We start from the raw sequence: 22,905 nt of genomic DNA on the forward strand, positions 1-22,905 counted from the left end.
CCTGGCACCGCCCACCGATGGTTCGCGAATCAGAGACCCAGATCGGCCTCGAACGCGCCCTCCTCCAGCCGAGCCTTGATCGCGCTGACGAAACGACCCGCGTCGGCACCGTCGACCAGGCGGTGGTCGTAGGTCATCGGCAGGTAGCACATCGACCGAACGGCGATGACGTCGTCGCCGTCCGGGCCCGGCACGACGGCGGGCTGCTTGGTGATGATGCCGGTGCCGAGGATCGCGACCTGTGGCTGGTTGATGATCGGCGTGTCGAACAGCGCGCCCGCGCTGCCGATGTTGGTGATCGTGAACGTGCCGCCGGAGAGCTCGTTCGGCGAGACCTTGTTGTCGCGCGTGCGCGCCGCGAGGTCGGCGATCTTGCGGGCGAGGCCCGCGATGTTGAGCTCGTCGGCGTCGTGGATGACCGGGACGATCAGGCCGCGGGGGGTGTCGACGGCGATCGCGAGGTGCACGGCACCGTGGTACGTGACCTCCTTCGCCTCCTCGTTGATCGAGGCGTTGACCTGCGGGAACTGCTTGAGCGCCTCGACGGCGGCCTTGGCGAAGAACGGCAGGAAGGTGAGCTTGACACCCTCGCGGCGCTCGAACTCGGCCTTGGCGCGCGTGCGCAGCTTCGCGATGCGCGTCATGTCGACCTGCTGCACGGTGGTGAGCTGGGCCGAGACCCGCAGCGACTCGGTCATCCGCTGCGCGATCACCTGCCGCAGGCGCGGCAGCTTGACCGTGGTGCCCGGCTGCGGCGCGCCCGCGGCGGGCTTCGCCGGAGCCGAGGGCGCCGACGGTGCCGGTGCGCTCGCGGCGGGGGCCGCGGCGGGCTCCGGCTCGGGAGCCGGGGTGGGCTTGGCGGCCTCCGCGGCAGCGAGGACGTCCTGCTTGCGGATCCGGCCGCCGACGCCCGAGCCGCTGATGGCCGAGAGGTCGACACCGTTCTCCGCGGCGAGCTTGCGCACCAGCGGCGTGACGTAGGGCGCGCCCTCGCGGGGTGCGTCGCCGCCCTCGTCGTCGCCTCCATCGTGGTCAGCGGAGTCGGCCGGTGCGGCCGACCCGTTGGTGGAGGCGCCGCCGGTCTGGAGCGGGGTCGGGGCGGACTCCGCCTCCGCCTTCGGCTCGGGCTTCGACGCGGGGGCAGGCTCGGGCTCGGGCTTCGGCTCGGACTTCGGCTGGGGCTCGGACTTCGCGGCGGGCTCACCCGAGCCGATGACGGCGAGCTGGCCGCCGACGTCGACCGTCTCGTCCTCGGCCGCGGTGATCTCCAGCAGAGTGCCGGCGATCGGCGACGGGATCTCCGTGTCGACCTTGTCGGTGGAGACCTCGAGCAGCGGCTCGTCGACCGCGACGGAATCGCCGACCTGCTTGAGCCAGCGGGTGACGGTGCCCTCGGTGACGCTCTCGCCCAGCTCCGGCATGGTGACGGCGGTGCCGGAGTCGGTGGAACGCGTGGCCGCCTTCGGCGCCTCGGCGGGCTCCTCGGCCGCGCTGGGGGCGGCCGCAGCGGGCTCGGGCTCGGGTTCCGGCTCGGGGGCGGCGGCCTCCTGTGCCGGAGCCGAGTCGCTGCCGGAGTCGCTGCTCGAGTCGCTTCCGGAGTCGCCGTCGCCGATGACGGCGAGCTCGCCGCCGACCTCGACCGTCTCGTCCTCGGCCGCGACGATCCGCTGCAGCACCCCCGCGACGGGAGACGGGATCTCGGTGTCGACCTTGTCGGTGGAGACCTCGAGCAAGGGCTCGTCGACCTCGACCTGGTCACCCTCCTGCTTGAGCCAGCGGGTGACGGTGCCCTCGGTGACGCTCTCGCCGAGAGCGGGCATCTGGACGGAGAAGGCCATGGTGGGTCGGAGCTCCTCGTATCTACGCGGTCGTGTTCGGGCCGGTGAACCGGTCAGCTGTGGCTGTGCAGCGGCTTGCCGGCGAGCGCGAGGTGCGCTTCGCCGAACGCTTCGTTCTGGGTCGGGTGGGCGTGGATGAGCGCGGCGACGTCCTCGGCCTGGGCGTCCCAGTTGTAGACCAGCTGGGCCTCGCCGATGAGCTCACCGACCCGCGCTCCGACCATGTGGATGCCGACGACCGGTCCCGGGGTGCCTTCTGGGCCCGACTTGACCAGCTTGATGGCGCCCTGCGTCTGCAGGATCTGGCTCTTGCCGTTGCCGGCGAGGTCGTAGGTGAGCGTCTGGATCTCGCCGTAGCGCTCCTTGGCCTGCGCCTCGGTGAGGCCGACGGAGGCGACCTCGGGCTCGCAGTAGGTGACGCGCGGGATGCCGGCCTCGTCGATGACCGGGGGCTTCAACCCGGCGAGCTCCTCGGCCAGGAAGATGCCCTGCGCGAAACCGCGGTGCGCGAGCTGCAGGCCCGGGACGATGTCGCCGAGCGCGTAGACGCCGGGGAGGTTGGTGCGCAGGCGCTCGTCGGTGAGGACGAAGCCGCGCTCCATCGTGACGCCCGCCTCCTCGAAGCCGGCGTTGGCGGTGTTCGGGCCGCGGCCGACGGCCACGAGCAGCAGGTCGGCCTCGAGCTCCTCGCCCGACTCCAGCGACACGGTGACGGCGTCGTCGGACTGCTTCGCACCGGTGAACCGGACGCCGGTCTTGAACGTGATCTTGCGGCGGCGGAAGGCGCGTTCCAGCAGCTTGGAGGCGAACTCGTCCTCGTTGGGCACCAGCCGGGGCAGCGCCTCGACGATGGTGACCTCGGCGCCGAAGCTGGAGTACACGCTGGCGAACTCGACGCCGATGACGCCGCCGCCGAGGATGACGACCTTGCTCGGGACGTAGTCGAGGTTCAGCGCCTCGTAGCTGGTGATGACGCGGCCGCCGATGTCGAGGCCGGGCAGCGTGCGCGCGTAGCTGCCGGTGGCGAGCACCACGCTCTTGCCGACGTAGCGATCGTCACCCACCACCACGGCGTTGGGGCCGACGAACTTGCCGTCACCGGCGACGACCGTGATCTTGCGGGACTTCACCAGCCCCTGCAGGCCCTTGTAGAGCTTGGCGATCACGCCGTCCTTGTAGGCGTTGACGCCGGCCATGTCGATGCCCTCGAGGGAGCTCCTGACCCCGACCTTCGCGCCCTCGCGGGCACTGTCGGCCACCTCGGCCGCGTGCAGGAGCGCCTTGGTGGGGATGCAGCCGTAGTGCAGGCAGGTGCCGCCGACCTTGTCGCGCTCCACCAGCACGACCGACATCCCCAGCTCAGCCGCCCGCAGTGCGCAGGCGTAGCCGCCTGACCCACCGCCGAGAATGACCAGGTCCGCGTTGTGCTCGGGCACGTGAATACTCCCTCACCGAAGTTGTCGGCCATACCGGTGCTGCTGCGGCAGGTCGCGCCGCTGACGCCATCTTGTCATCCGGGGCCGCGGCGCGCGGGAACTGGTCCGTCCGGGAGAAAATCTTGCGCCTCCGGCGTTGTCATCGGCAGGAGGTGGCCGCGATGGGTCTACTGGGGAAGCTGCGCAAGGCCAGGTCAGGGGTGCTGCGCGGGGCAGCGGGCGCCGACGAGTCGCACCTTCGGGACTGGACGCGCGCGCACCAGGGCGTGGAGGCCTTCGTCGAGCCGCGCACCACTGTGACGGAGACGACCATGCTGCTCGTCGCCAAGGAGGGGGAGTGGACGCGCCGGCGCATCAGCGGCCCCGCCGCCGCCCGGAAGCTGGCGCGCTCGCTCGCCATCCCCGTCTACGACGTGCAGCTGGTGGGCTACCCGCAGCGGATGCGCGACCACGACTCCCGGGAGCGCATCCTGCGGGAGCGGGCGCGGCGTCGCGATCTCTGACGGTCGTTGCAGGAAAGCCACTTTCCTGCAACGACGTTGCGGGAAAGTGGCTTTCCTGCCATCGCGGGAGGGCGGCCGGCGAACCTCAGCCGTTCTCCGCGATGTCCTGCAGCACCGCGAGCAGTGTGCGCACCGGCACCCCGGTGCCACCCTTGGTGGTGTAGCCGTAGGGCCCGCCCGTGTGGAACGACGGTCCGGCGATGTCGAGGTGCGCCCACGACAGGCCGGCGGGCACGAACTCGCCCAGGAACGTGCCGGCCACGAGCATCCCGCCGTAGCGCTTGCCGGTGACGTTGGCGATGTCGGCGACCCGCGAGTCCAGCTCCGCGCGGATGTGCCCCGGGAACGGCATTGCCCAGCCGTCCTCGCCGGTGGCGCGCGCGAGGCCGGCGACGCGCTCGCGGAACGGCTCGCTGCCCATCACGCCCATGGTCCGCATGCCCAGCGCGACCTGCTGCGCGCCGGTGAGCGTGGAGGTCTCGACGAGGTAGTCGGGCCCGTCCTCGGCGGCCCGGACGATCGCGTCGGCCAGGATCAGCCTGCCCTCGGCGTCGGTGTTGAGCACCTCGACGGTCTTGCCGCCGTACATGCGCAGCACGTCGCCGGGTCGGTAGGCGGAGTCGGACGGCATGTTCTCGACCATCGGCACCGTGGCGGTGACGGCGACCGGCAGTTCCAGCTGCGCGGCGAGCACGGTGGTGGCGATCACGGCTGCGGCGCCGCCCATGTCGGAGGTCATCGCGTCCATCCCGGCCGCCGGTTTGATCGAGATGCCGCCCGTGTCGAACGTGACGCCCTTGCCGACGAGCGCGACCTTCGCCCGCGGCGACGGTCCGCCCGCGTAGCGCAGGCGCACGAGCCGCGGCTTGCGCGACGAGCCCTGCCCGACGCCGGACACGCCGCCGTACCCGCCCGCGACGAGCGCCTCGTCGTCGAGGATCTCTACCTCGATCCCGGCGGCCTCGGCCAGCTCGCGGGCGCGGGCCGCGAAGGTCTCGGGGTAGAGGTCGTTGGGCGGGGTGTTGACCAGGTCCCGAGTGGTCCGCACGGCGGTGGCGACCGCGGCCGCGGTGCGCAGCGTCGCCGCTGCGTCGCTGTCGGTGGAGAGCAGCTCGACAGACCCGACGGGCGCGCGGCCGTTGCTGCCCGTGCGGTAGGCGGTGAAGGTGTAGGCGCCCATCAGCGTGCCCTCGGCTGCCGCCGCCAGTTCGATGCGGCCCAGCGTGCTGAGCGCCCGCTCGGTGCCCGCCAGCGCGCGCGCCGCGGTGCCCGACGCGCGGCGCACCTGCTCGGCGCTCGGCGCATCGCCCGCATCCGGCTTGCCGAGCCCGACCGCGACGAGCAGCGGTGCGGTGATCGTGCCGCGGGTAGGGATCTTGACGACCTCGTCGGCCTTGCCGGTGGCACCGGTGACGGCCAGCAGCTGGGCGAGCGCGCCGTCGAACGCGGCGTCCACCTCCTCGGCACCGGGGGCGAGGCGGGGTGTCGCGCCCGCTTCGGCGGCGGGCAGCAACCCGACGATCACGGCGTCGGTGTCGGCCGTGGCGGGGGAGGCGCTGCCGAGGTGCAGATCGGTGGACACGGTGCTTCCTTTCGTGGCCGGCATCTCGATGATCGAGAAGCCGTTGCGCGGCGAGACCGCTTCGAGATGCTAATGACACCGCGATGCGGTCGGATCGGGCAGGCCAGGGTGCTTGGGTAGGGCAGTGTCCTCGAGCGTGCAGCGCCGCCTGAGCACGACCGATGCCGTCGTGCTGGGTCTGGCGGCGATGCTCGGCGCCGGTGTCTTCGCCGTGTGGGGGCCTGCTGCGGCCGCCGCCGGGGCCTGGTTGTTGCTGGCTGTCGCGCTGGCGGGCATCGTGGCGGCCTGCAACGCGGCCTCCACGTCCGACCTCGCCGTCGCCCACCCGGAGAGCGGCGGCGGCTTCGTCTACGGCCGGGAACAGCTCTGTCCCGGGGTCGGGCGGCTCGCCGGGGTCGCGTTCCTCGTGGGCAAGTCCGCGTCGGCGGCCGCGGCGGCCGGCGTGTTCGGCAGCTACGTGCTGCCCTCGGACCCCGTGCCGGCCGGGCTCGCCGCCGTCGCCGTGGCCACCGTGCTCAACAGCGCGGGTGTGCGCTGGACGGCCCGCGGCGCATACGCGCTGGTGGGCGGGACGATCGCGGTGCTGCTGGTGGTGGTCGGCGCGGGGCTGCTGGGCACCAGCGCCGTCGTGGTGCCCTCCGCCGCCCAGCCGGTCCAGCCGGTGGTGATCACCCACGACGGCGGACCGCTCGGCGTGCTCACCGCCACCGGGCTGCTGTTCTTCGCCTTCGCGGGCTACGCGCGCATCGCCACGCTCGGCGAGGAGGTGCGCAACCCGGCCCGGACCCTGCGCCGGGCCATCGGCATCGCGCTGGGCATCACGTTCACCATCTACGTGCTCGTCGCGATCGCGCTGCTCGTGGGCCTCGGCCCGGCCCGGCTCGCCTCCGAGACCGCGCCGCTGGTGGTGCTCGTCGACGCCGGCACCGCGCCCGCGCTCGGGGTGCTGGTGCGGGTCGGCGCTGCCGTCGCGGCCGGCTCGGCGCTGCTGACGGTGCTGGTCGGGCTGTCGCGCACCACGCTGGCGATGGCCCGCCGCGGTGAGCTGCCGCGGCCGCTGGCCACCATCGGTTCGCGCGGCACGCCGTGGCGGGCCGACGTGCTGGGCGGGCTGGTCGCCATCGGCGTCTCGGTGCTGGCCGGCCCGGCAGCGGCCATCGCGCTCTCGGCGTGCTCACTGCTCGTCTACTACGCCGTGATCAACCTCGCCGCACTCCGGCTACCGGCGGCGATGCGCCGCTGGCCGGCCTGGACCGCCGTGCTCGGGCTCGTGATGTGCGTCGGGCTCGCCGTACTGCTGCCGCTGCCGCAGGTGCTGATCACCGCGGCCACCCTGCTCGTCGCGTGGATCGTCTGCACGCTGTTCGTGCACCGTTAGCGGGGTTCGAACACCCGCAGGTAGACCTCCGCGGCCGCGCGCACCCCGTCGACGTCGCCGGTGGCGAGCAGGTCCAGCAGCAGCCCGCGCGAGACGGCGATGCTCAGCCGCGCGTGCGCCCGCGCCTGTTCCGGCGGCACGCCCAGCCGCACCACGAGCTCGCCGATCGGTTCCAGCCAGTTCTCGACCACGCCGTCGAGCAGTGCCACCGCGTGCGGGCGGCCCTGCAGCGCCTGGCCGTAGAGCTCGAAGAACAGCCGCTCCGACGGCCACAGCGCCGGGTCGAACAGCTGCTCGGTGAACCGGCGGCCCAGCTCCAGCGGGGGCAGGTCCGGGTCGGTGGCCAGCGCGGCGAGCAGGTCGCGCTGCTGCTGCTCGACGGCCTGCACGATCGCGACGAGCAGGCCCTCCCGCGATCCGAAGTGGTAGATCAGCATCCGGTGGCTGGTGCCGAGCTCGGTGGCGAGCGCGCGCAGTGACGTCTCACCGATCCCGTGCGCTGTGACGTAGTCGAGTGCGGCAGCGAGCAGATCGTCGCGTCCAGGCATGTACCAGATGGTACGTTGTACCGACTGGTACACGCCTGGAGGAGTCATGGATTTCCACTACACGGTGACGATCGACGCCGATCCCGGCCGCGTGTTCGCGGCACTGATCGACGTGGAGGACTGGCCGAACTGGACGACGTCGATCAACGACGTGCAGCGCGTCGACAGCGGCCCGCTGGCGGTGGGCAGCCGGGCGGTCGTGCGCCAGCCCAAGCTGCCGAAGGCGGAGTGGAAGGTGACCGTGATCGACCCCGCCCGCGGCTTCATCTGGGAGTCCACGGGTCCTGGCGTGCGCACGGTGGGGGAGCACCTGATCTCGCCCGATGGCGACGGCACGCGGCTCGACCTGCGGATCGTGCAGAACGGGCCGGTCGGTGCCGTGATCGGCACCCTCTACAAGGGCCTGACCAACCGCTACATCAAGCTCGAGGGCGACGGGTTCAAGCGCTGCTGCGAGCGGTAGCGGCGCCCTCTGTACCGTCCAGCGTCGTGGACGATCTCCTCACCAGCCCCCTGCATGCTCGACACACCGCGCTCGGCGCCACGATGGGCGAGTTCGGCGGGTGGTCGATGCCGATCTCGTACCCGGACGGGACGGTGGCCGAGCACACGGCGGTGCGGGAGAGCGTCGGGCTCTTCGACGTCAGCCACCTCGGCAAGCTGGCCATCGCGGGCCCCGGGGCGGCAGCGTTCGTCAACCGCTGCTTCACCGCCGACCTCGACCGGATCGAGCCCGGCAGCGCGCAGTACACGCTGTGCTGCACAGCGAGCGGCGGCGTCGTCGACGACGTGATCGTCTACCTGGTCGGGCCCGACGAGGTGCTCGCCATGCCCAACGCCGCCAACGCGGCGCGGGTCGCCGAGCTCCTGCGAGCCGCGGCACCCGAGGGCGTCACGATCACCGACCGGCACCGGGAGATCGCCGTGATCGCGGTGCAGGGCCCGCAGGCGCCGTCCGCGGTGGCCACGGTCCTGCCCGCCGCGGCGCTCGACGGCATGGACTACATGGCCTTCACCGACTCCGGCGACGTCCGGGTCTGCCGCACCGGCTACACCGGCGAGCGCGGCTACGAGCTGCTCGTGCCGGCTGTCGAGGCGCCGGCGGTGTGGGACGCGCTCGTGGCGGCGGGGGCGAAGCCGGCCGGGCTCGCGGCGCGCGACACGCTGCGCACCGAGATGGGCTACCCGCTGCACGGCCAGGACCTGTCGGTGGACATCTCGCCGGTGCAGGCCGGCAGCGGCTGGGCGGTGGGCTGGGCCAAGCCCGAGTTCTGGGGGCGTGAGGCGCTGCTGGCGGAGAAGGCGGCCGGCCCGGTCCGGCGGCTGCGCGGCCTGCGGGCCACCGGGCGCGGCATCCCGCGCTCGGGCATGCCCGTGCTGCGCGACGGCGTGCCGGTCGGCGTCACCACGTCGGGCACGTTCTCGCCGACGACGAAGGTCGGTATCGCGCTGGCGCTCATCGACACCGCGTCCGGCATCGGGCTCGACGACGCCGTCACCGTCGATGTCCGGGGCAGGGCGTTGGACTGTGTGGTGGCAAAACCGCCGTTTGTTCCGTCACATGTGCGGTGATCGGAAACTCTGATGTCCGATCTTCGGTGGTAGGCAGTACCGTCTGGGGCATGAGCACGCAGTTCACCCGGGTCCCCCATCCCTCACCGTTGCCGGCCGACCGGCGCGCGGAGATCCTCGCGGACCCGGGCTTCGGCCGGTTCTTCACCGACCACATGGTCACCATCCGCTGGAGTGTCGAGAAGGGGTGGCACGACGCCACGGTGGGCCCGTACGGGCCGCTGTCGTTCGACCCGGCGTCGATGGTGCTGCACTACGGCCAGGAGATCTTCGAGGGACTCAAGGCCTACAAGCAGCCCGACGGTTCCATCGCGTGCTTCCGCCCCGAGGCCAACGCGGCCCGGTTCCGCGGATCGGCCGCGCGGCTCGCGATGGCGGAGCTGCCCGATGACCTGTTCCTCGACGCGATCACCGAGCTGCTCACGGCCGACCGCGAGTGGGCCCCGCCCGCCGGTGGCGAGGAGTCGCTCTACCTGCGCCCGTTCATGATCGCCACCGAGGTCGGGCTCGGCGTGCGCCCGGCGTCGGAGTACCTGTTCGTGCTCATCGCCTCGCCGGCAGGCCCCTACTTCGCGGGTGGCGTCAAGCCCGTCGACGTCTGGCTGGCCACCGATTACACCCGCAGCTCGCTGGGCGGCACCGGCACGGCCAAGTGCGGCGGCAACTACGCGGCCTCGCTGCTGCCGCAGGCGCAGGGCACCGCACACGGCTGCGCCCAGGTCGCCTACCTCGACGCCGAGGAGCGCAAGTGGATCGAGGAGATGGGTTCCAACAACCTGTTCTTCGTCTACGGGTCGGATGACCAGACCGAGGTCGTCACGCCCACCCTCTCGGGCAGCATCCTCGCCGGCATCACGCGCGACTCGCTGCTGCTGCTGGCCAAGGAGATCGGCTGCCAGGTCACCGAGCGGCGCGTCTCCGGCCAGGAGTGGCTGGAGAACGGCGCCAACGGCACGCTCACCGAGGTCTTCGGCTGCGGCACCGCCGCGGTGATCACGCCGATCGGCAAGGTCAAGCACCACGGGGGCGAGACCAGCATCGGCGGCAACGAGCCCGGCCCCGTCACCCTGCGCCTGCGCAAGCTGCTCACCGACATCCAGCGCGGCGACGCTCCCGACACCCACTCCTGGATGCGCACGGTCGTTCCGGCCTAGGAGCGCGCTGAAAAGCTCGGGCCTACTGCGCGACGCCCAGGCGGCGCCCTCGCGGCGTTGGGCAGATGCGTCGATACAACAGCGGTATCGCCGCATCTGCCCGCCTTACCATGACACCACCTGGACGCCGCTCGCTACGGCCGGAGTTCTTCAGCACCCTCCTAGCGCGGCGACGCCACCAGCACGACCATCGCCACGGTGGCGGCGAGCTCGGAGGCCGCGCCGAGCACGTCACCGGTCATGCCGCCGAAGCGGCGTGCGGTGTGCCAGGACAGCCCGATCACGACGGCGGCACCCAGCGCCACCGCCACGATCCCGCGCACCCCGGCGAGCGCGCCGCCCGCCGCGGCGAGCACGAGCCACCAGGCCACGGCCACCCACCACGGCTGCGAACCGGCGACGGTCGCACCGAGCCCGCCGGGGCGCGCGGCCGGCACCCCCGGGCGGCAGATCCACGCGAAACCGGCCCGGCCGGCCGCGGCGGCGAGCGTGACGGCGCCCAGCACCGGCAGCGGGGGGAGCGTGGTCAGCACCGCGAGCGCGGCGCCCTGCACCCCGACCGCGACCACGAGCGTCACCACCCCGAACGGTCCCGCGCCCCCGTCGCGCATGACGGCGAGCGCGCGCTCCGGCGGGCCGTAGCAGCCCAGACCGTCGGCGGTGTCGGCCAGCCCGTCCAGGTGCATGCCGCGGGTGGCCAACGCCCCCGTGGCGACGGCGAGCAGGCCCGCCACCAGCGCGGGGACGCCCAGCGCCGTGAGGCCCAGCAGCACCCCGCCCGCGACCGCTCCGAGCAGCGCGCCGACCAGCGGTGCCCACCGGATCGCGTTCGCGGCGGTGCGCGCGTCGGGGGCGCCGGTGCGCACCGGCAGGACGGTCAGCCAGCTCAGCGCGAGCGCGAGACCTCTCACTCGGGTGCGGCTGCGGCGGTGTCGGCGACCGGTTCGGGCTCCGGCACGCTGATCGTGCCGACCTCGGCCAGCAGCCGGGCCGCCATCACCAGCAGCGGGACGACCGCGGCGGCGCCCGTGCCGTCGCCGAGCCGGATGTCGAGCTCCAGCAGCGGCTGCAGGTCCAGGTGCTGCACCACCACGGCCATGGCGGGTTCGGGGGAGCGCTGGGCCACCTGCCACCAGGCCCGCGAGCCGGGTGCGATGGAGTCGGCGAGCAGCGCGGCGGCGCCGACGGCGAGCCCGTCGATCAGCACCGGGGTGCGGCGCAGCGCGGCCTGGATGCAGAACCCGGTGAGCGCGGCCAGGTCGGCCCCGCCGACGATGCGCAGCAGCGTGAGGGGGTCGCGGCCGTGCGGCCGGGCCCGGCGCAGTGCGTCGCGGACGACGGCGGCCTTGCGCATCCACCCGTTGTCGTCGACGCCGCTGCCGCGCCCGATCACGGCGACCGGCTCGGTGCCGGTCAGCGCCGCCACCAGCGTGGCGGCTGCGGTCGTGGCGCCGACCCCGAGCGAGCCCGGCACCAGCAGGTCGGCCCCGGCGTCGACCTCCTCGTCGGCGAGGTCGCGCCCGACCTTGACCGCGCGCTCCACCTCCTCGACGGTCAGCGCGTCCTCGGTGTCGATCCGCCCGCTGCCGCGCCGGACCCGGTAGCGGGCCGCGGTGCCCTCCGGTGCGTCGGTGTCGAGGGCGATGTCGACCACCCGCACGGACGTGCCCGCGACGGGCGCCAGCACCGCGACCGGCGCCGTCGCCTCCCGCACGGCCTCGACCTGCGCCGACGTCGTGCCCGCGGCGTGCACCGACACGTTCGCGGCAGCGACCCCGTGATCGCCTGCCAGCACGATCACCCGCGGTCGGGCGGGCGGGCGCGGCGGGCAGGTGCCCTGCGTCGCGGCCAGCCAGACCCCGATCTCCGCCAGCTTCCCGAGCCCCGCGGTCGGGGCGTCGAGCTCCGCGTACCGAGCGACGGCGGCGCGACGGGCATCGACGTCGGGAGGGCTGACCGCTGGGAGATCCACGGCGCCTTCCTACCGCGCCGCCTCCGGTGCCCCCACACCCGGGGCCACCCGGGCACTACTTCAACCGCAGCGCCAACCCGGCCACCAGCAGCACGACCTCGTCCGCCACCGCGGCGAGCGCGGCGTTGAGCGCGCCCAGCTCGTCGCGGAACAGCCGCCCGGCCCGCGTCGCCGGCACCACCCCGAGCCCGACCTCCGCCGACACCAGCACCACCCGGCCGGGCGCGGACCGCACCGCCGCCACCAGCTCCGCCACCCGCTGCCCGACCTCGGCAGGCACCGTGGGCGCCTCCCAGGCATCGGCGTCGTCGAGCACGCCGGTGAGCCAGGTGGCCAGGTCGTCGACCAGCATCGGCGTGCCGCCCGCAGCGACGAGCGCCGCCACGTCGGGGTCCTCCACGGTCGTCCACGCGGCGGAGCGGCGAACGCGGTGCGCCTCCAGGCGGGCCGCCCACTCGGCGTCGGCGTCGTCGCGACGGGCGGTGGCGAGGTAGCGGACGGGTGCGTCGGCGGGAAGCAGGTCCTCCGCGTGCCGGGACTTGCCCGAACGCGTGCCACCGAGCACCAATGTGATCACCGCTGCACGCTAACCGACGCCGTGGACGGCGCTGCCCTCGATGGAAGACGGACCGATCACTATCGTCGCGTCATGACCTTCCGCTGGCGCTATCTGGACGCATCGGCCGCGCCGACCGACGGGCCCGACGAGGAGTTCGACGACCAGGCCGAGGCCGAGACGTGGTTCTCCGACGTCTGGCCGGAGCTGCGCGACGCCGGCGTCGACGCGGTGGTGCTCGTCGACGGTGAGGTGGAGGTCTACGGGCCGATGAGCCTGCGCGACCAGTAGCCAACGGGATGGAGCGCGTCAGACCACCGGCACCGGCTGGCTCGGCGCCGGTCCCACGTACCGCGCCGCCGGCCGGATGATCTTCGTGTCGGCCGCCTGCTCCAGGATGTTCGCGCCCCAGCCGACCACCCGTGCCGCCGCGAACGTCGGCGTGAACATCTCCCGCGGCACCCCGCACAGCTCCATCACGACACCTGCGTAGAACTCGACGTTGGTGTGCAGCTCGCGGCCGGGCTTGAGCTCGGCGAGTATCGCCTCGACCTGCCGCTCCACCTCCACGGCGAACGCGACGCGCGGCCCGCCGAACTCCTGCTCGGCCAGCTCGCGCAGCATCCGCGAGCGCGGGTCCTCCGTGCGGTAGACCGCGTGCCCGAAGCCCATGATGCGATCACCCGCCAGCACGGCCTCCCGGATCCAGGGGTCGATCTTGTCGGGGCTGCCGATCGCGTCGAGCGTGTCCAGCGCCCGGCTGGGCGCGCCGCCGTGCAGCGGGCCGGAGAGCGCTCCGACGGCCCCCACCAGGCAGGCCGCCACGTCGGCGCCGGTGGACGCGATCACGCGCGCGGTGAACGTGGACGCGTTGAAGCCGTGGTCGATCGTCGAGATCAGGTAGTGCTCGATCGCGCGCGTCTCGCGCGCGCCGGGAACCTCGCCGGTGAGCATGTAGAGGTAGTTGGCCGCGTAGCCCAGGTCGGTGCGCGGCCCCACCGGCTCCAGGCCCTGCCCGAGGCGGTACAGCGCCGTGAGCATCGTCGGGACGGCGGCGGCGGCCACGAGCGCGTCCTCGCGGCGTTGCTCGGGCGTCAGGTCGTAGACGGGCGCGAACCCGCGACCGGCGCCGAGCAGCGACAGCGCGGTGCGCAGCCCGTCGAGCGCCCCGGCCGCCCGGCTGCCACGCGCGATCACGCCCAGCGCGTCGGCGACCTCCGGTGGCAGCACGCGCAGGGCTGTGGTGCGGGCGGTGAACGCGGCCCGCTGCGCGGCGTCGGGCAGCTCCCCGATCATCATCAGGTGCCAGACGTCCTCGAAGCTGCGGGTCTGCGCGAGCTCGACGGCAGAGTACTGGCGGTAGTGGTAGAAGCCCTCCGAGCCGCGGACGTCGCCGAGCGCGGTGTCGGTGACCACCACGCCCTTCAGTCCACGGGGCACCTCGACGGGCGCGGGCGATGCGGTCTGCATGCGTCTGTTGTCCGCTGTTGACCGTCAGCTGTCAATATTGATTGAATCAATGTATGACTCGAGACCGACTGACCACGCGCGAGGTCGCCGACCGCCTCGCGGTCAAGCCGGAAACGATCTACGCCTACGTCAGCAGGGGCCTGTTGACCAGCAGCCCGGCCGAGAACGGCCGCGGGTCCACCTTCGATCGCGCCGAGGTCGAGGCGCTGGCCCGCGACGGCCGCCGGGCCGGTGCACCGGCCGGTGGGGGTGTGCCGGCCGTCACCACCGCGATCACCCTGATCGACGGCGATCGCTACTGGTACCGCGGCACCGACCCCGTCACGCTGGCCCGGTTCCCGTACGAGACGGTTGCCGAGTGGCTCTGGACGGGCCGGTGGGAGCCCGACATGCGGTTCGTGGCACCGGCCGGTGTCGTCGCCGAGGCCGCGGCGGCCGTCGGTGCGCTGCCCGCAGGCTGCGGGCCGGTCGACCGGCTGCGGGTGGCCACGATCGTCGCCGCAGCCGCAGACCCGCTGCGGTTCGAGCTCTCGGCCGCGAGCGTGTGCGCCGCCGGTCGGGCCATCCCGGCCGTGGGCATCGGTGCGCTGGACGGCGCGGGCGACCCGGACGCATCGCTGGCCGCCCGCCTGTGGGCAGCACTGTCGTCGTGGCCCGCGGGTGCCGCGGAGGTGGCCGTGCTCAACGCCGCGATGGTGCTGCTGCTCGACCACGACCTGGCCGCGTCGACGTTCGCCGTGCGCGTCGCGGCGTCGGCGCGGGCCCACCCGTACGCGGCGGTCTCGGCGGGGCTGGGCGCGCTCGAGGGCCCGCTGCACGGCGGCGCCAGCGAGCAGGCCCACCGGATGCTGCTCGACGCGCTGGAGCGGGGCAGCGTCGCGGTCGTGGCCGAGCACGTGCGGTCGGGGCAACGGGTGCCCGGGCTCGGCCACCGGGTCTACCGGAGCGCCGACCCGCGGGCCGAGGCGTTGTTCGCGCTGCTCACGGCGTTGCCACAGGCCCGTGGCGCCGTGACGCTGGCGCGGGAGATCGCGGAGATCATGAGCCGCAGCCAGGCGCTGCCGGCCAACGTCGACCTCGCGCTCGCCGCGCTGTCGGTCGCGTTCGGGATGCCCGCGCACGCCGGCGAGACGATCTTCGCCGTGGCCCGCACGGCAGGCTGGATCGCCCATGCCCTGGAGGAGTACGCGGCGGCGCCGCTGCGGATGCGCCCGAGCGGGCACTACCGCGGCCGACGCCCGCCCCAGCCGGCTCCGGCGCAGAGCTGACGCACATCGTGAGGGGCCGGCGCACACCGTTGACGGTGTGCGTCACCCACTGATGGTGTGCGTCAGCTCGCTGCGGTCAGGCGCCGGTCAGGGGTTGGCGCCGCGCTCCACGCGTGGCTTCGGGATGCGCAGCCTGCGCAGCTGGCTGGCCCGGGTGAAGGCGTACCAGCCGGTGCCGAGCCCGCCGATCGTCTCGTCGGGGAACTTGGCGCGGGCCTTGCGCGTGGTGGTGATGCCCAGCGTGATGCCCTCGATGATCATCGTGGCGAGCGCGATGATGCTGAACAGGCTCAGGTACTGCTGTGCGGCCGGGAACGGCAGCACCACGGAGATCAGCACGATCACCGCGAGCGGCATGAACAGGCCCATGATGTGCGGCCGGGAGTCGACGACATCGCGGACGTAGGCCTTGACGGGCCCGCGGTCGCGCGGCATCAGGTACTTGTCGTCGCCGGCCTTCATCCGCTCCGTGCGGTGCGCGGCGGCGGCGCGGCGGTCCTCCTTGGCCGGGCGGTTGGCCCTGGCCAGCTTGGCGGCCTCACGCTGCGTGCGCGGCGGGGGCGGCGCCGGGCCACGGCGCTTGGCCTCGGCCTCGCGGCGCTTCGGCGTCGGACGGCCCTTCCCGGCTGTGCGGCTGGGCTCGGCAGGGCCCTGCGCGGCATCGGTGGCATCGGACGATTCGGCACCGACCGTGGTCGGTGTGGAGCGGCGCAGGAACCTCACCACTGCAGCCTACGGGCCCTACGGTGGTGGCCATGCGCGTGGTAGTGGCACCTGACTCCTTCGGCGGAACACTGACGGCAACGGCGGCGGCCGAGGCCATCGCAACGGGCTGGCGACGGGCCGCTCCGAGCGACGAGCTCCGCCTGCTCCCGCTGGCCGACGGCGGCACCGGTTTCGTCGACGTGCTGCACGCCGGGGTGGGCGGCACCTGGCACGAACTCGAGGTCACCGGGCCCTTCGGGGCTCCCGTGCCGGCGCGCTGGCTGCGGATCGGGGACACCGCCTACCTGGAGTCGGCCGCCGCCTGCGGGCTGCACCTGGTGCCGCGCGAGCAGCGGGTTCCCGCCACCGCCCGCGCGGTCACCAGCCGCGGGGTGGGGGAACTGGTGGCGGCGGCGCGGGCCGACGGCGTCAGCACGGTCGTGATCGGGCTCGGCGGTTCGGCCACCACCGACGGTGGCGCCGGCATGCTCGCCGCGCTGGGCGCCGGGCCCGTCGACGCGTCCGGCGTGCCGGTGCCCGCCGGTGGCTCGGCACTCTCGGCCGCCACCCGCCTCGACGGCCTGCCGCAGCTCGACGGGATCGAGCTCGTCGCGGCGGTCGACGTGGACAACCCGCTGCTCGGGCAGCACGGCGCGGCCGCGGTGTTCGGCCCGCAGAAGGGTGCCGACCCGGCCGCCGTCGCGGACCTGGACGCCGGGCTGGCGCGGTTCGCCGAGGTGCTGGCCACGGCGTTCGGGCGCGACGTCCGCGACGAGCCGGGTGCGGGCGCGGCCGGCGGGATCGGCGCGGCGTTGCTGGCCTGCGGCGCGCGGCAGGTCTCCGGCGCCGGACTGGTGCGCGACCTCGTCGGCCTGGACGCCGAGCTCGACGCCGCCGGGCTGGCCGTCACCGGCGAGGGGAGCTTCGACTGGCAGTCGCTGCGCGGCAAGCTGATCACGGCCGTTGCGCGGTCGGCGTCCGAGCGCGGCGTGCCGTGCGTCGTGCTTGCCGGTCAGGTGTCCGTCGGCAGGCGCGAGGCCGCGGCGGCCGGTGTCGACTCCGCCTACTCCGTGTCCGACGACGCCGGCGGTGTCGCAGCCTCCATGGCCGATCCGGCCGGCACGCTCGCCGCGCTGGCCGAGCGGGTGGCGGCGCGCTGGAGCTCGTGATCCGTGGTGCGGATCACGAGCGGCGGACGCCGGTGGGGGTGCGTTGCCGGCGCCGGGGCCTACTATGGGGTCAGGAAGACTTCTGCCGGATCTGCCGTCGGCGGAATACGCAGTACCCCGCTCGTTGTTGGGAGAGCCATGACCGTCGAGAACATCACCGAGGCACCCGCTGAGACGCACGGCGTCGAGCTCAGTGAAGCTGCCGCCCTGAAGGCTCGGCTCCTGCTCGAGCAGGAGGGTCGCGATGACATGCACCTGCGCATCGCCGTGCAGCCCGGTGGCTGTGCAGGCCTGCGCTACCAGCTGTTCTTCGACGACCGCTCGCTCGATGGCGACCTGTTCCGTGACTACAACGGCCTCAAGGTCGGCGTCGACCGGATGAGCGCCCCGTACCTCCAGGGCGCGGTGATCGACTTCGTCGACACCATCGAGAAGCAGGGCTTCACGATCGACAACCCCAACGCAGGCGGCTCGTGCGCCTGCGGCGACTCGTTCAACTGAGCTTTCCTCCGGATCGTCCCGGAAGCCCGAACCCCGGCTGTGAGCTTCGGCTCCACGGCCGGGGTTCGTGCGTTCACCACCCGGTAAGGTGACCCCCCGTGCCCATCGCCGTGACCGGTTCCATCGCCACCGACCACCTCATGCACTTCCCGGGGCGGTTCGCCGACCAGCTGGTCGCCGATCAGCTCGACCGGATCTCGCTGAGCTTCCTGGTCGACGACCTGGCCATCCGCAAGGGCGGGTCCGGGGCCAACATCGCCTTCGGGCTCGGCGTGCTGGGGCAGTCGCCGCTGCTCGTCGGCGCCGTCGGTGCCGACTTCGGCGAGTACCAGCAGTGGCTGGAGGCGCACGGCGTCGACTGCTCGGCCATCCTCGTCTGCAACGACGTGCACACCGCACGCTTCGTCTGCACCACCGACGACGACATGCGCCAGATCGGCTCGTTCTACACCGGCGCGATGGCCCGCTCGGGCGAGGTCACGCTCGCACCGCTGGTACCGCGCGGCCTGGACCTGGTGCTGATCGGCGCGAGCGACCCGTCGGCGATGGTGGCGCTCACGGCCGAGTGTCGCGAGCTGGGCATCCCGTTCGCCGCCGACGTCTCCCAGCAGGTCACGCGGATGGAAGGCCCCGAGATCCGGAAGCTCGTTGAGGGCGCCCGCTACCTGATGACCAACGACTACGAGTGGGACCTGCTGCTGCAGAAGACCGGCTGGACCGAGTCGCAGGTGGCCGACGTCATCGACATCCGCATCACCACGCTCGGCGAGCACGGCGTGCAGATCGTCGGCAAGGACACCGGTGAGCTCAAGATCGGGGTCGTCCCCGAGACCGGCAAGGTCGATCCCACCGGCGTCGGCGACGCGTTCCGCGCCGGATTCCTCGCGGCCACCGCGGGCGGGCTGTCCCTGGAGCGCGGCGCGCAGCTCGGTGCGCTCGTCGCGGTGCAGGTGCTGGAGACCGAGGGCGGCCAGGAGTGGGAGTGGGACCAGGCGCACGGCCTCGAGCGGCTGCGCGACGCGTTCGGTCCGGATGCGGCCGCGGAGATCGAGCGCATCCTGCCCACCACCTGAGCCCCGCTCAGGCGGAGAGCGCCTCCGGCTGGTCGATCACGCCACGCATGCCGCGCAGCGCGTAGAACACGCGGCTCTTGACGGTGCCGACCGGCACCCCGAGCTCGGCGGCGACGTCGGCGTGGCTGCGGTCGCGCACCACGGTCTGCACGACGATGGCGCGGTGCTCCGGGCTGACGGTCGCCAGCGCGTCCACGAGCACCGACCGCAGCACGATGGCGTCCACGGCCGCCCGGCGGTCGGCAGGCTCGGGGCTGCTGTCGGCCGGGGCCGTCTGCGGTCGGGAGGCCCGCGCCCGCACCCCGTCGATCACGATGTTGCGGGTGATCGTCAGCAGCCAGCTCACCAGCGGTGGGCCGTTGCCCGGGTCGAACGTCGGGCAGGCCGACCAGGCGCGCAGGAACGCGTCCTGCACGGCGTCCTCCGCGAGGCCGGGGTCACCGAGCATCGACATGGCCTTGGCGATCATCCGTGGGCGGTGTTCCTGGTAGGCGGCGGCGAATCCGGCCTCCGTGCAGAGGCGGGCGCACGGCCCGGTGCAGGGGGCGGTGCGGCGGGGCAGCGAGCTCGTCTTCGGCATGCCGCAACAGTGCTGGGAATGGCCCATGGGTCAGAGGTCGTCCGACGGGGTCAAACTGGTACTTCTACACACCCAGGACGTAACTGACAGGTTCAGTCGAGCCCCAGCAGGACGTGCGCCCCCACCCCCTGCTCCCGTCCCTTGACGGCAAGGACGCCCAGCGACTCGGTGCGCGCCGAGGCCGGCAGCAGCACGCGCGTGTCCTCACCGATCACGACCTGCCCCGGTTGGGCCACCGACTCCAGCCGGGCGGCGACGTTGACCGCGTCGCCCATGGCGTTGAAGTTGCGCAGGGCGGTGCTGCCGATGTTGCCCACCAGCGCCGGACCGGTGTTGATGCCGATGCGGAACTGCGGCCAGCCCGGCTCGGCGACGTGCTCCACCCGCCGCTGCATCGCCAGCGCGGCCCGGGCGGCTCGCAGCGCGTGGTCGGGCTGGCGGACCGGCGCGTTGAACAGCGCCATCATCGCGTCGCCCACGAACTGCACCACCGTGCCGCCCTCGGCGAGGATCGCCTCGGTGGCCTGCTCGAAGTAGCGGTTGAGCATCGCGACGATCTCCTCGGGCGTCGAGCGCTCCGAGAACGTGGTGAACCCGCGCAGGTCCGCGAAGACCGCCGTGACCGGGACGACGGCCCCGCCCAGCGCGGCCTGGCTCGGGTCGGCGATCAGCTGCGTCGCGACGTCGGGGGACATGTACTGGCGGAACAACCCGTCGAGCTGGTGGTAGAGGCGGGCGTTCTCCAGCCCGATGGACAGCTGGCTGGCCAGCGACGCGATCATCGAGCGGTCGCGGGCGGTGAAGCCGGTGTAGCGGCGGGCGAGCAGCATGCCGACCGGACGTTCCTTCACCGACAGCGGGCAGGCGAGCACCGTGCCGGCCACCTCGAACGCCGCCATGCCACCCAGCGACCGCTCCAGGTCCCGCGCCGCGCTCGGGCCCAGGCTCCATCCCGGGTCGGTGCACAGCTGCGGCGGGAACTCCAGCGTGCCTTCGGTGAGCAGGCCGACCCGGACGCCGTCGCCGCCGAACCCGCCCGCCAGCCTGCGCACGGCGATACCCAGCAGGTCCTGCTCGCTGTGGCGCACCCGGGACTCGTGGCCGATCGCGACCAGCACATCGAGCCTGCCGATCTGCTCGCGCTCGTCGCGCAGCGCGGCAGCGGCGCGGCCGAGCACGGCCGTCTGGCCCTCGGAGAGCCCGAACCGCCGGGCCAGCCCGGCGGTGATCAACGTCATCTCCCGGGCTGTGAGCTCACCGGCCTCCTGCCGCTGCACGGCCGCGACCAGCGCCTCCAACGCCGAGCTGTACTCCGCACGGACGCGTCGCAGCGTCTGCTCGGAGCCGACGGCGTCGAACAGGCCACCGCTGATGCCCTCGCGGCGGTAGGTGACGTAGGCACTGTAGGCGACGTAGCCGAACGCGATCACCATCAGCACGTGCCACAGCCACCACGTCAGCTGCCAGCTGACGCCCAGCGCCACGGCGATCATGGCCTCGGCCAGCAGCGCGTCGGCGGTGAGCACCGACAGCAGCACGACCGAGCGGCGCCTGCGGTAGAGCCGGAAGTAGCGCACCGCCGCGAGCACGTAGAGCGGCACGGTGACCACGACCATGGCGATGAGGGCGGGGCTGCCGGGCTCGCCGACGGCGGGGTTCGCCAGCGGTGGCAACCCCGACAGCGAGACCGCGGCCCACACCGCACCGAAGGCGATCAACACCCACCGCAGCCACCGGCAGGCCGCCAGCACGGCCGCGCCGCGTGGCCCGTCGAGATCGACGGTGGACACCGCGCTGCACAGTGCCGCGAGCAACAGGCCCACCGGCGTCGCCAGCGCGAACCCGCCGTTGCTCGAGTCGATCAGGATGCCGGGCGTGGCCAACGCGTGGAGGCCCAGGAACAGCGCCGCGGCCAGGAACCCCAGCCCGACGAGCGTCAGGCGGGCGTCGCGGTGGGCCCGCGCACCCCGGTTGACCTGCTCGGCCAACCCGATGTTGAGCGCCGCTGCCGCGATGACCAGCCAGAAGTGCGTGGGGTGGTGCTCGATGCGGACGTCGGCCGCCGGCACGGCGAGCAGCAGGTAGAGCCCCGCCATCGGCAGCGCGAGGTGGAACGTCCACAGCGCCAGCCGGGCGCGCCCGCTGCGGTCGGCCGCGGGAACGGTGGCGGGCGCCGCGGCAGCAGGGGAGCCTGCGGCCAGGGAGTCGGCGGTCACGGGGTCGGCTCGCCTGCGCGGCGGCGCAGGCCGTCCATGTCCAGCACGGTCATCGTGCGCCGCCCGGTAGTGAGCTGCCCGCGCTCCCGCAGCGCCCGCAGCGCCTTGGCCACGGCCTCCCGCGAGGATCCGACCCAGCCGGCCAGCTCGTCCTGGGTGAGCGCCACGGTGATCCGCACCCCGTTCCCGTCGGGCTCTCCGAAGCGTTCGGCGAGCTCGACGAGCCGCCGCGCCACCCGGGCCGCCGTGTCGTAGGCCGCGAACTCGGCCCGCTTGCGGTCCGCGTCGCGCAACCGGCCGATGACCAGCCGCAACACCACCATGGCGGCCGCCGCATGGGTGCTGAGGAAGTCGACGAACACCCCCACGGGGAACACCAGCGCCACGACGGGCTCGAGCGCTGCCACCGAGGCCGAGCGGGGCGCGCCGTCGACGGCGGCGAGCTCACCGAGCAGGGAGCCGGGCCCGCGCACGGCGAGGACGGTCTCCTCGCCCTCCTCCGAGAGCGTGAACACCTTGACGCGACCGGTCAGGACCACCACCACCGTCGTGGACCGCTCACCCTCGAGGAACAGCGATGCCCCCGCCGGCCAGCGGCGTGGGCGGCCGCGCTGGGTGAGCTCGGCGCAGTCGGCGGGTGGCAGCCGGGCCAGGAACTCCGACGGGTCGAGGTCGGCGGCGGGATCGCTCATCGCCGGTCCCGCTCGGCCCGGTCCCGTTCGGTACTGCCCGGCATGGCGGCCCCTCGCCCGTTCGTTCGATGATCGGCCCGCAGTCTAGGGGGAGTCGCGAACCGATTCGGGGGGTACGGACGGGGGCGCGACGGGGTTCACCGCCGCGGCGGGGTTTCGGGTCGATCGCCGTCGGCACCGGGCAGAACCCTGCAGGAAGCCGGGCGAACCCGGTAGTTCCCCGGATGGCGGGCGCCGTCGCCGTCCCTACCGTTCATCGCAGCGGACCGAAGGGGCCGGACCCCGAGCGAGCAGGAGCGTTCATGAGCAGCCAGTTCGATCTCAACGCCTTCATCCTCGACGTCACCGCGCAGCTGGAACGGGAGGCCGCGCGGTCGGCGCTGACCGACCTGCTGGTGGAGCTGCTGCAGGTCCCGGCGGCCGGTGCGGCGTTCCGCGACGACCCCGAGGGGACCCTCGCGGCGCGCGGCATCGCCGGAACCTGCGCGCAGGACGTGCGCGACGCCCGCACCTCGATGATCAACAGCGGCGGGGTGTGCGCGGATGACGACGCCTCGCCGCCCGGTGGCACCGACGCGATCGCGGAGATGCTGTACACGGTGGAGCACTGCACGCTGCTCGACCGGGCGCTGGCCGAACTGCTTCCGCTGGGGCGCTTCGCCACCTCGTAGGCCGCAAGTCACCGGCCCGGG

The 22,905-nt window shown here is 73.4% G+C and carries 23 protein-coding genes; 11 read left to right on the forward strand and 12 right to left on the reverse strand.

Annotated features, from left to right (window positions below; all coding sequences use genetic code 11):
• Positions 1-29: 29 nt before the first annotated feature.
• A complete protein-coding gene (gene sucB / locus ACFPFQ_RS46150; RefSeq protein WP_379629656.1) occupies positions 30-1,838 on the reverse strand; it encodes a 2-oxoglutarate dehydrogenase, E2 component, dihydrolipoamide succinyltransferase in 1,809 nt (602 codons plus the stop codon).
• Positions 1,839-1,891: 53 nt separating this feature from the next.
• Positions 1,892-3,274, reverse strand: coding sequence for a dihydrolipoyl dehydrogenase (gene lpdA / locus ACFPFQ_RS46155; protein WP_379629657.1), 1,383 nt, complete (start codon positions 3,272-3,274; stop codon positions 1,892-1,894).
• 161 nt (positions 3,275-3,435) lie between these two features.
• Between lpdA and ACFPFQ_RS46160 the strand changes: the two genes are divergently transcribed.
• Positions 3,436-3,777, forward strand: a complete 342-nt coding sequence (locus ACFPFQ_RS46160; RefSeq protein WP_379629658.1) for an oxidoreductase — start codon at positions 3,436-3,438, stop codon at positions 3,775-3,777.
• An 85-nt stretch (positions 3,778-3,862) separates the two neighbouring features.
• Here the strand turns inward: ACFPFQ_RS46160 and ACFPFQ_RS46165 are convergent, their stop codons facing one another.
• Positions 3,863-5,383, reverse strand: a complete 1,521-nt coding sequence (locus ACFPFQ_RS46165) for a leucyl aminopeptidase (protein ID WP_379629659.1) — start codon at positions 5,381-5,383, stop codon at positions 3,863-3,865.
• A gap of 112 nt (positions 5,384-5,495) precedes the next feature.
• Between ACFPFQ_RS46165 and ACFPFQ_RS46170 the strand changes: the two genes are divergently transcribed.
• The gene (locus ACFPFQ_RS46170; protein ID WP_379629660.1) at positions 5,496-6,737 is read left to right on the forward strand and encodes an APC family permease; all 1,242 of its coding nucleotides are present in this window, start codon (positions 5,496-5,498) and stop codon (positions 6,735-6,737) included.
• On the opposite strand, the gene ACFPFQ_RS46175 is transcribed toward ACFPFQ_RS46170, so the two are convergent.
• Positions 6,734-7,285 (reverse strand): TetR/AcrR family transcriptional regulator, encoded by a 552-nt coding sequence (locus ACFPFQ_RS46175; protein WP_379629661.1) that lies wholly within the window; start codon positions 7,283-7,285, stop codon positions 6,734-6,736. The two genes, ACFPFQ_RS46170 and ACFPFQ_RS46175, sit on opposite strands and share 4 nt — an antisense overlap.
• Positions 7,286-7,331: 46 nt before the next feature.
• On the opposite strand from ACFPFQ_RS46175, the gene ACFPFQ_RS46180 reads away from it, so the two are divergent.
• The 3 genes from ACFPFQ_RS46180 to ACFPFQ_RS46190 are packed head-to-tail and all read left to right on the forward strand — an operon-like array spanning position 7,332 to position 10,011.
• Entirely contained in the window at positions 7,332-7,748 is a 417-nt protein-coding gene (locus tag ACFPFQ_RS46180; RefSeq protein ID WP_379629662.1) for an SRPBCC family protein, read from the forward strand.
• A 26-nt stretch (positions 7,749-7,774) separates the two neighbouring features.
• The gene (gene gcvT / locus ACFPFQ_RS46185; RefSeq protein WP_379629663.1) at positions 7,775-8,857 is read left to right on the forward strand and encodes a glycine cleavage system aminomethyltransferase GcvT; all 1,083 of its coding nucleotides are present in this window, start codon (positions 7,775-7,777) and stop codon (positions 8,855-8,857) included.
• A gap of 50 nt (positions 8,858-8,907) precedes the next feature.
• Positions 8,908-10,011: a branched-chain amino acid aminotransferase gene (locus ACFPFQ_RS46190; RefSeq protein WP_379629664.1), complete on the forward strand. Its 1,104-nt coding sequence runs from the start codon at positions 8,908-8,910 to the stop codon at positions 10,009-10,011.
• A gap of 161 nt (positions 10,012-10,172) precedes the next feature.
• Here ACFPFQ_RS46190 and ACFPFQ_RS46195 read toward each other — a convergent pair whose 3' ends face one another.
• The 3 genes from ACFPFQ_RS46195 to ACFPFQ_RS46205 are packed head-to-tail and all read right to left on the reverse strand — an operon-like array spanning position 10,173 to position 12,560.
• The gene (locus ACFPFQ_RS46195) at positions 10,173-10,922 is read right to left on the reverse strand and encodes an adenosylcobinamide-GDP ribazoletransferase (protein ID WP_379629665.1); all 750 of its coding nucleotides are present in this window, start codon (positions 10,920-10,922) and stop codon (positions 10,173-10,175) included.
• Complete coding sequence (locus ACFPFQ_RS46200; RefSeq protein WP_379629666.1) at positions 10,919-11,983, reverse strand: nicotinate-nucleotide--dimethylbenzimidazole phosphoribosyltransferase; 1,065 nt, start codon at positions 11,981-11,983, stop codon at positions 10,919-10,921. Before ACFPFQ_RS46200 ends, ACFPFQ_RS46195 begins: the two co-directional genes overlap by 4 nt.
• Positions 11,984-12,038: 55 nt before the next feature.
• Complete coding sequence (locus ACFPFQ_RS46205) at positions 12,039-12,560, reverse strand: bifunctional adenosylcobinamide kinase/adenosylcobinamide-phosphate guanylyltransferase (protein ID WP_379629667.1); 522 nt, start codon at positions 12,558-12,560, stop codon at positions 12,039-12,041.
• Positions 12,561-12,632: 72 nt separating this feature from the next.
• On the opposite strand from ACFPFQ_RS46205, the gene ACFPFQ_RS46210 reads away from it, so the two are divergent.
• On the forward strand, positions 12,633-12,830 hold the full coding sequence (locus ACFPFQ_RS46210; protein ID WP_379629668.1) for a hypothetical protein: 198 nt from the start codon (positions 12,633-12,635) through the stop codon (positions 12,828-12,830).
• Positions 12,831-12,848: 18 nt separating this feature from the next.
• On the opposite strand, the gene ACFPFQ_RS46215 is transcribed toward ACFPFQ_RS46210, so the two are convergent.
• Positions 12,849-14,009, reverse strand: coding sequence for a citrate synthase (locus tag ACFPFQ_RS46215; protein WP_379629669.1), 1,161 nt, complete (start codon positions 14,007-14,009; stop codon positions 12,849-12,851).
• A gap of 53 nt (positions 14,010-14,062) precedes the next feature.
• Here ACFPFQ_RS46215 and ACFPFQ_RS46220 point away from each other — a divergent pair, with 53 nt between their 5' ends.
• Positions 14,063-15,277, forward strand: coding sequence for a citrate synthase (locus ACFPFQ_RS46220; RefSeq protein WP_379629670.1), 1,215 nt, complete (start codon positions 14,063-14,065; stop codon positions 15,275-15,277).
• Between the two features lie 87 nt (positions 15,278-15,364).
• On the opposite strand, the gene ACFPFQ_RS46225 is transcribed toward ACFPFQ_RS46220, so the two are convergent.
• On the reverse strand, positions 15,365-16,000 hold the full coding sequence (locus tag ACFPFQ_RS46225) for a DUF3043 domain-containing protein (protein WP_379629671.1): 636 nt from the start codon (positions 15,998-16,000) through the stop codon (positions 15,365-15,367).
• A 32-nt stretch (positions 16,001-16,032) separates the two neighbouring features.
• Between ACFPFQ_RS46225 and ACFPFQ_RS46230 the strand changes: the two genes are divergently transcribed.
• The 3 genes from ACFPFQ_RS46230 (at position 16,033) to ACFPFQ_RS46240 (ending at position 18,725) form a co-directional block, all read left to right on the forward strand.
• Positions 16,033-17,151 carry a glycerate kinase gene (locus ACFPFQ_RS46230; protein ID WP_379629672.1) on the forward strand — a complete coding sequence of 373 codons (1,119 nt, stop codon included), beginning with the start codon at positions 16,033-16,035 and terminating at the stop codon, positions 17,149-17,151.
• Positions 17,152-17,289: 138 nt separating this feature from the next.
• Positions 17,290-17,652, forward strand: a complete 363-nt coding sequence (locus ACFPFQ_RS46235) for a HesB/IscA family protein (RefSeq protein WP_379629673.1) — start codon at positions 17,290-17,292, stop codon at positions 17,650-17,652.
• A gap of 140 nt (positions 17,653-17,792) precedes the next feature.
• Positions 17,793-18,725 carry a carbohydrate kinase family protein gene (locus ACFPFQ_RS46240; RefSeq protein ID WP_379629732.1) on the forward strand — a complete coding sequence of 311 codons (933 nt, stop codon included), beginning with the start codon at positions 17,793-17,795 and terminating at the stop codon, positions 18,723-18,725.
• A gap of 7 nt (positions 18,726-18,732) precedes the next feature.
• On the opposite strand, the gene ACFPFQ_RS46245 is transcribed toward ACFPFQ_RS46240, so the two are convergent.
• The 3 genes from ACFPFQ_RS46245 to ACFPFQ_RS46255 all read right to left on the reverse strand — a co-directional run bounded on the left by ACFPFQ_RS46245 (position 18,733) and on the right by ACFPFQ_RS46255 (position 22,213).
• Positions 18,733-19,305 carry an RNA polymerase sigma factor gene (locus ACFPFQ_RS46245; RefSeq protein ID WP_379629674.1) on the reverse strand — a complete coding sequence of 191 codons (573 nt, stop codon included), beginning with the start codon at positions 19,303-19,305 and terminating at the stop codon, positions 18,733-18,735.
• A 92-nt stretch (positions 19,306-19,397) separates the two neighbouring features.
• Positions 19,398-21,521 (reverse strand): adenylate/guanylate cyclase domain-containing protein, encoded by a 2,124-nt coding sequence (locus ACFPFQ_RS46250; RefSeq protein ID WP_379629675.1) that lies wholly within the window; start codon positions 21,519-21,521, stop codon positions 19,398-19,400.
• Positions 21,518-22,213: a Crp/Fnr family transcriptional regulator gene (locus ACFPFQ_RS46255; RefSeq protein WP_379629676.1), complete on the reverse strand. Its 696-nt coding sequence runs from the start codon at positions 22,211-22,213 to the stop codon at positions 21,518-21,520. The genes ACFPFQ_RS46250 and ACFPFQ_RS46255 overlap by 4 nt, the downstream gene beginning before the upstream one ends.
• A gap of 302 nt (positions 22,214-22,515) precedes the next feature.
• Between ACFPFQ_RS46255 and ACFPFQ_RS46260 the strand changes: the two genes are divergently transcribed.
• Positions 22,516-22,884, forward strand: coding sequence for a hypothetical protein (locus ACFPFQ_RS46260; RefSeq protein ID WP_379629677.1), 369 nt, complete (start codon positions 22,516-22,518; stop codon positions 22,882-22,884).
• Positions 22,885-22,905 lie beyond the last annotated feature (21 nt).

This window comes from Pseudonocardia sp. GCM10023141 (genome assembly GCF_042653605.1).

Bases quoted from the DNA above. Each gene is read 5' to 3' on its own strand.
- ACFPFQ_RS46235 (WP_379629673.1), top strand. From the start codon at position 17,290: ATGACCGTCGAGAACATCACCGAGGCACCCGCTGAGACGCACGGCGTC.
- ACFPFQ_RS46160 (WP_379629658.1), top strand. From the start codon at position 3,436: ATGGGTCTACTGGGGAAGCTGCGCAAGGCCAGGTCAGGGGTGCTGCGC.
- ACFPFQ_RS46220 (WP_379629670.1), top strand. From the start codon at position 14,063: ATGACTCGAGACCGACTGACCACGCGCGAGGTCGCCGACCGCCTCGCG.
- ACFPFQ_RS46215 (WP_379629669.1), bottom strand. From the start codon at position 14,009: ATGCAGACCGCATCGCCCGCGCCCGTCGAGGTGCCCCGTGGACTGAAG.
- ACFPFQ_RS46245 (WP_379629674.1), bottom strand. From the start codon at position 19,305: ATGCCGAAGACGAGCTCGCTGCCCCGCCGCACCGCCCCCTGCACCGGG.
- ACFPFQ_RS46240 (WP_379629732.1), top strand. From the start codon at position 17,793: ATGCACTTCCCGGGGCGGTTCGCCGACCAGCTGGTCGCCGATCAGCTC.
- ACFPFQ_RS46230 (WP_379629672.1), top strand. From the start codon at position 16,033: ATGCGCGTGGTAGTGGCACCTGACTCCTTCGGCGGAACACTGACGGCA.
- ACFPFQ_RS46165 (WP_379629659.1), bottom strand. From the start codon at position 5,383: ATGCCGGCCACGAAAGGAAGCACCGTGTCCACCGATCTGCACCTCGGC.
- ACFPFQ_RS46190 (WP_379629664.1), top strand. From the start codon at position 8,908: ATGAGCACGCAGTTCACCCGGGTCCCCCATCCCTCACCGTTGCCGGCC.
- ACFPFQ_RS46255 (WP_379629676.1), bottom strand. From the start codon at position 22,213: ATGAGCGATCCCGCCGCCGACCTCGACCCGTCGGAGTTCCTGGCCCGG.
- ACFPFQ_RS46175 (WP_379629661.1), bottom strand. From the start codon at position 7,285: ATGCCTGGACGCGACGATCTGCTCGCTGCCGCACTCGACTACGTCACA.
- ACFPFQ_RS46180 (WP_379629662.1), top strand. From the start codon at position 7,332: ATGGATTTCCACTACACGGTGACGATCGACGCCGATCCCGGCCGCGTG.
- sucB (WP_379629656.1), bottom strand. From the start codon at position 1,838: ATGGCCTTCTCCGTCCAGATGCCCGCTCTCGGCGAGAGCGTCACCGAG.
- ACFPFQ_RS46210 (WP_379629668.1), top strand. From the start codon at position 12,633: ATGACCTTCCGCTGGCGCTATCTGGACGCATCGGCCGCGCCGACCGAC.
- ACFPFQ_RS46260 (WP_379629677.1), top strand. From the start codon at position 22,516: ATGAGCAGCCAGTTCGATCTCAACGCCTTCATCCTCGACGTCACCGCG.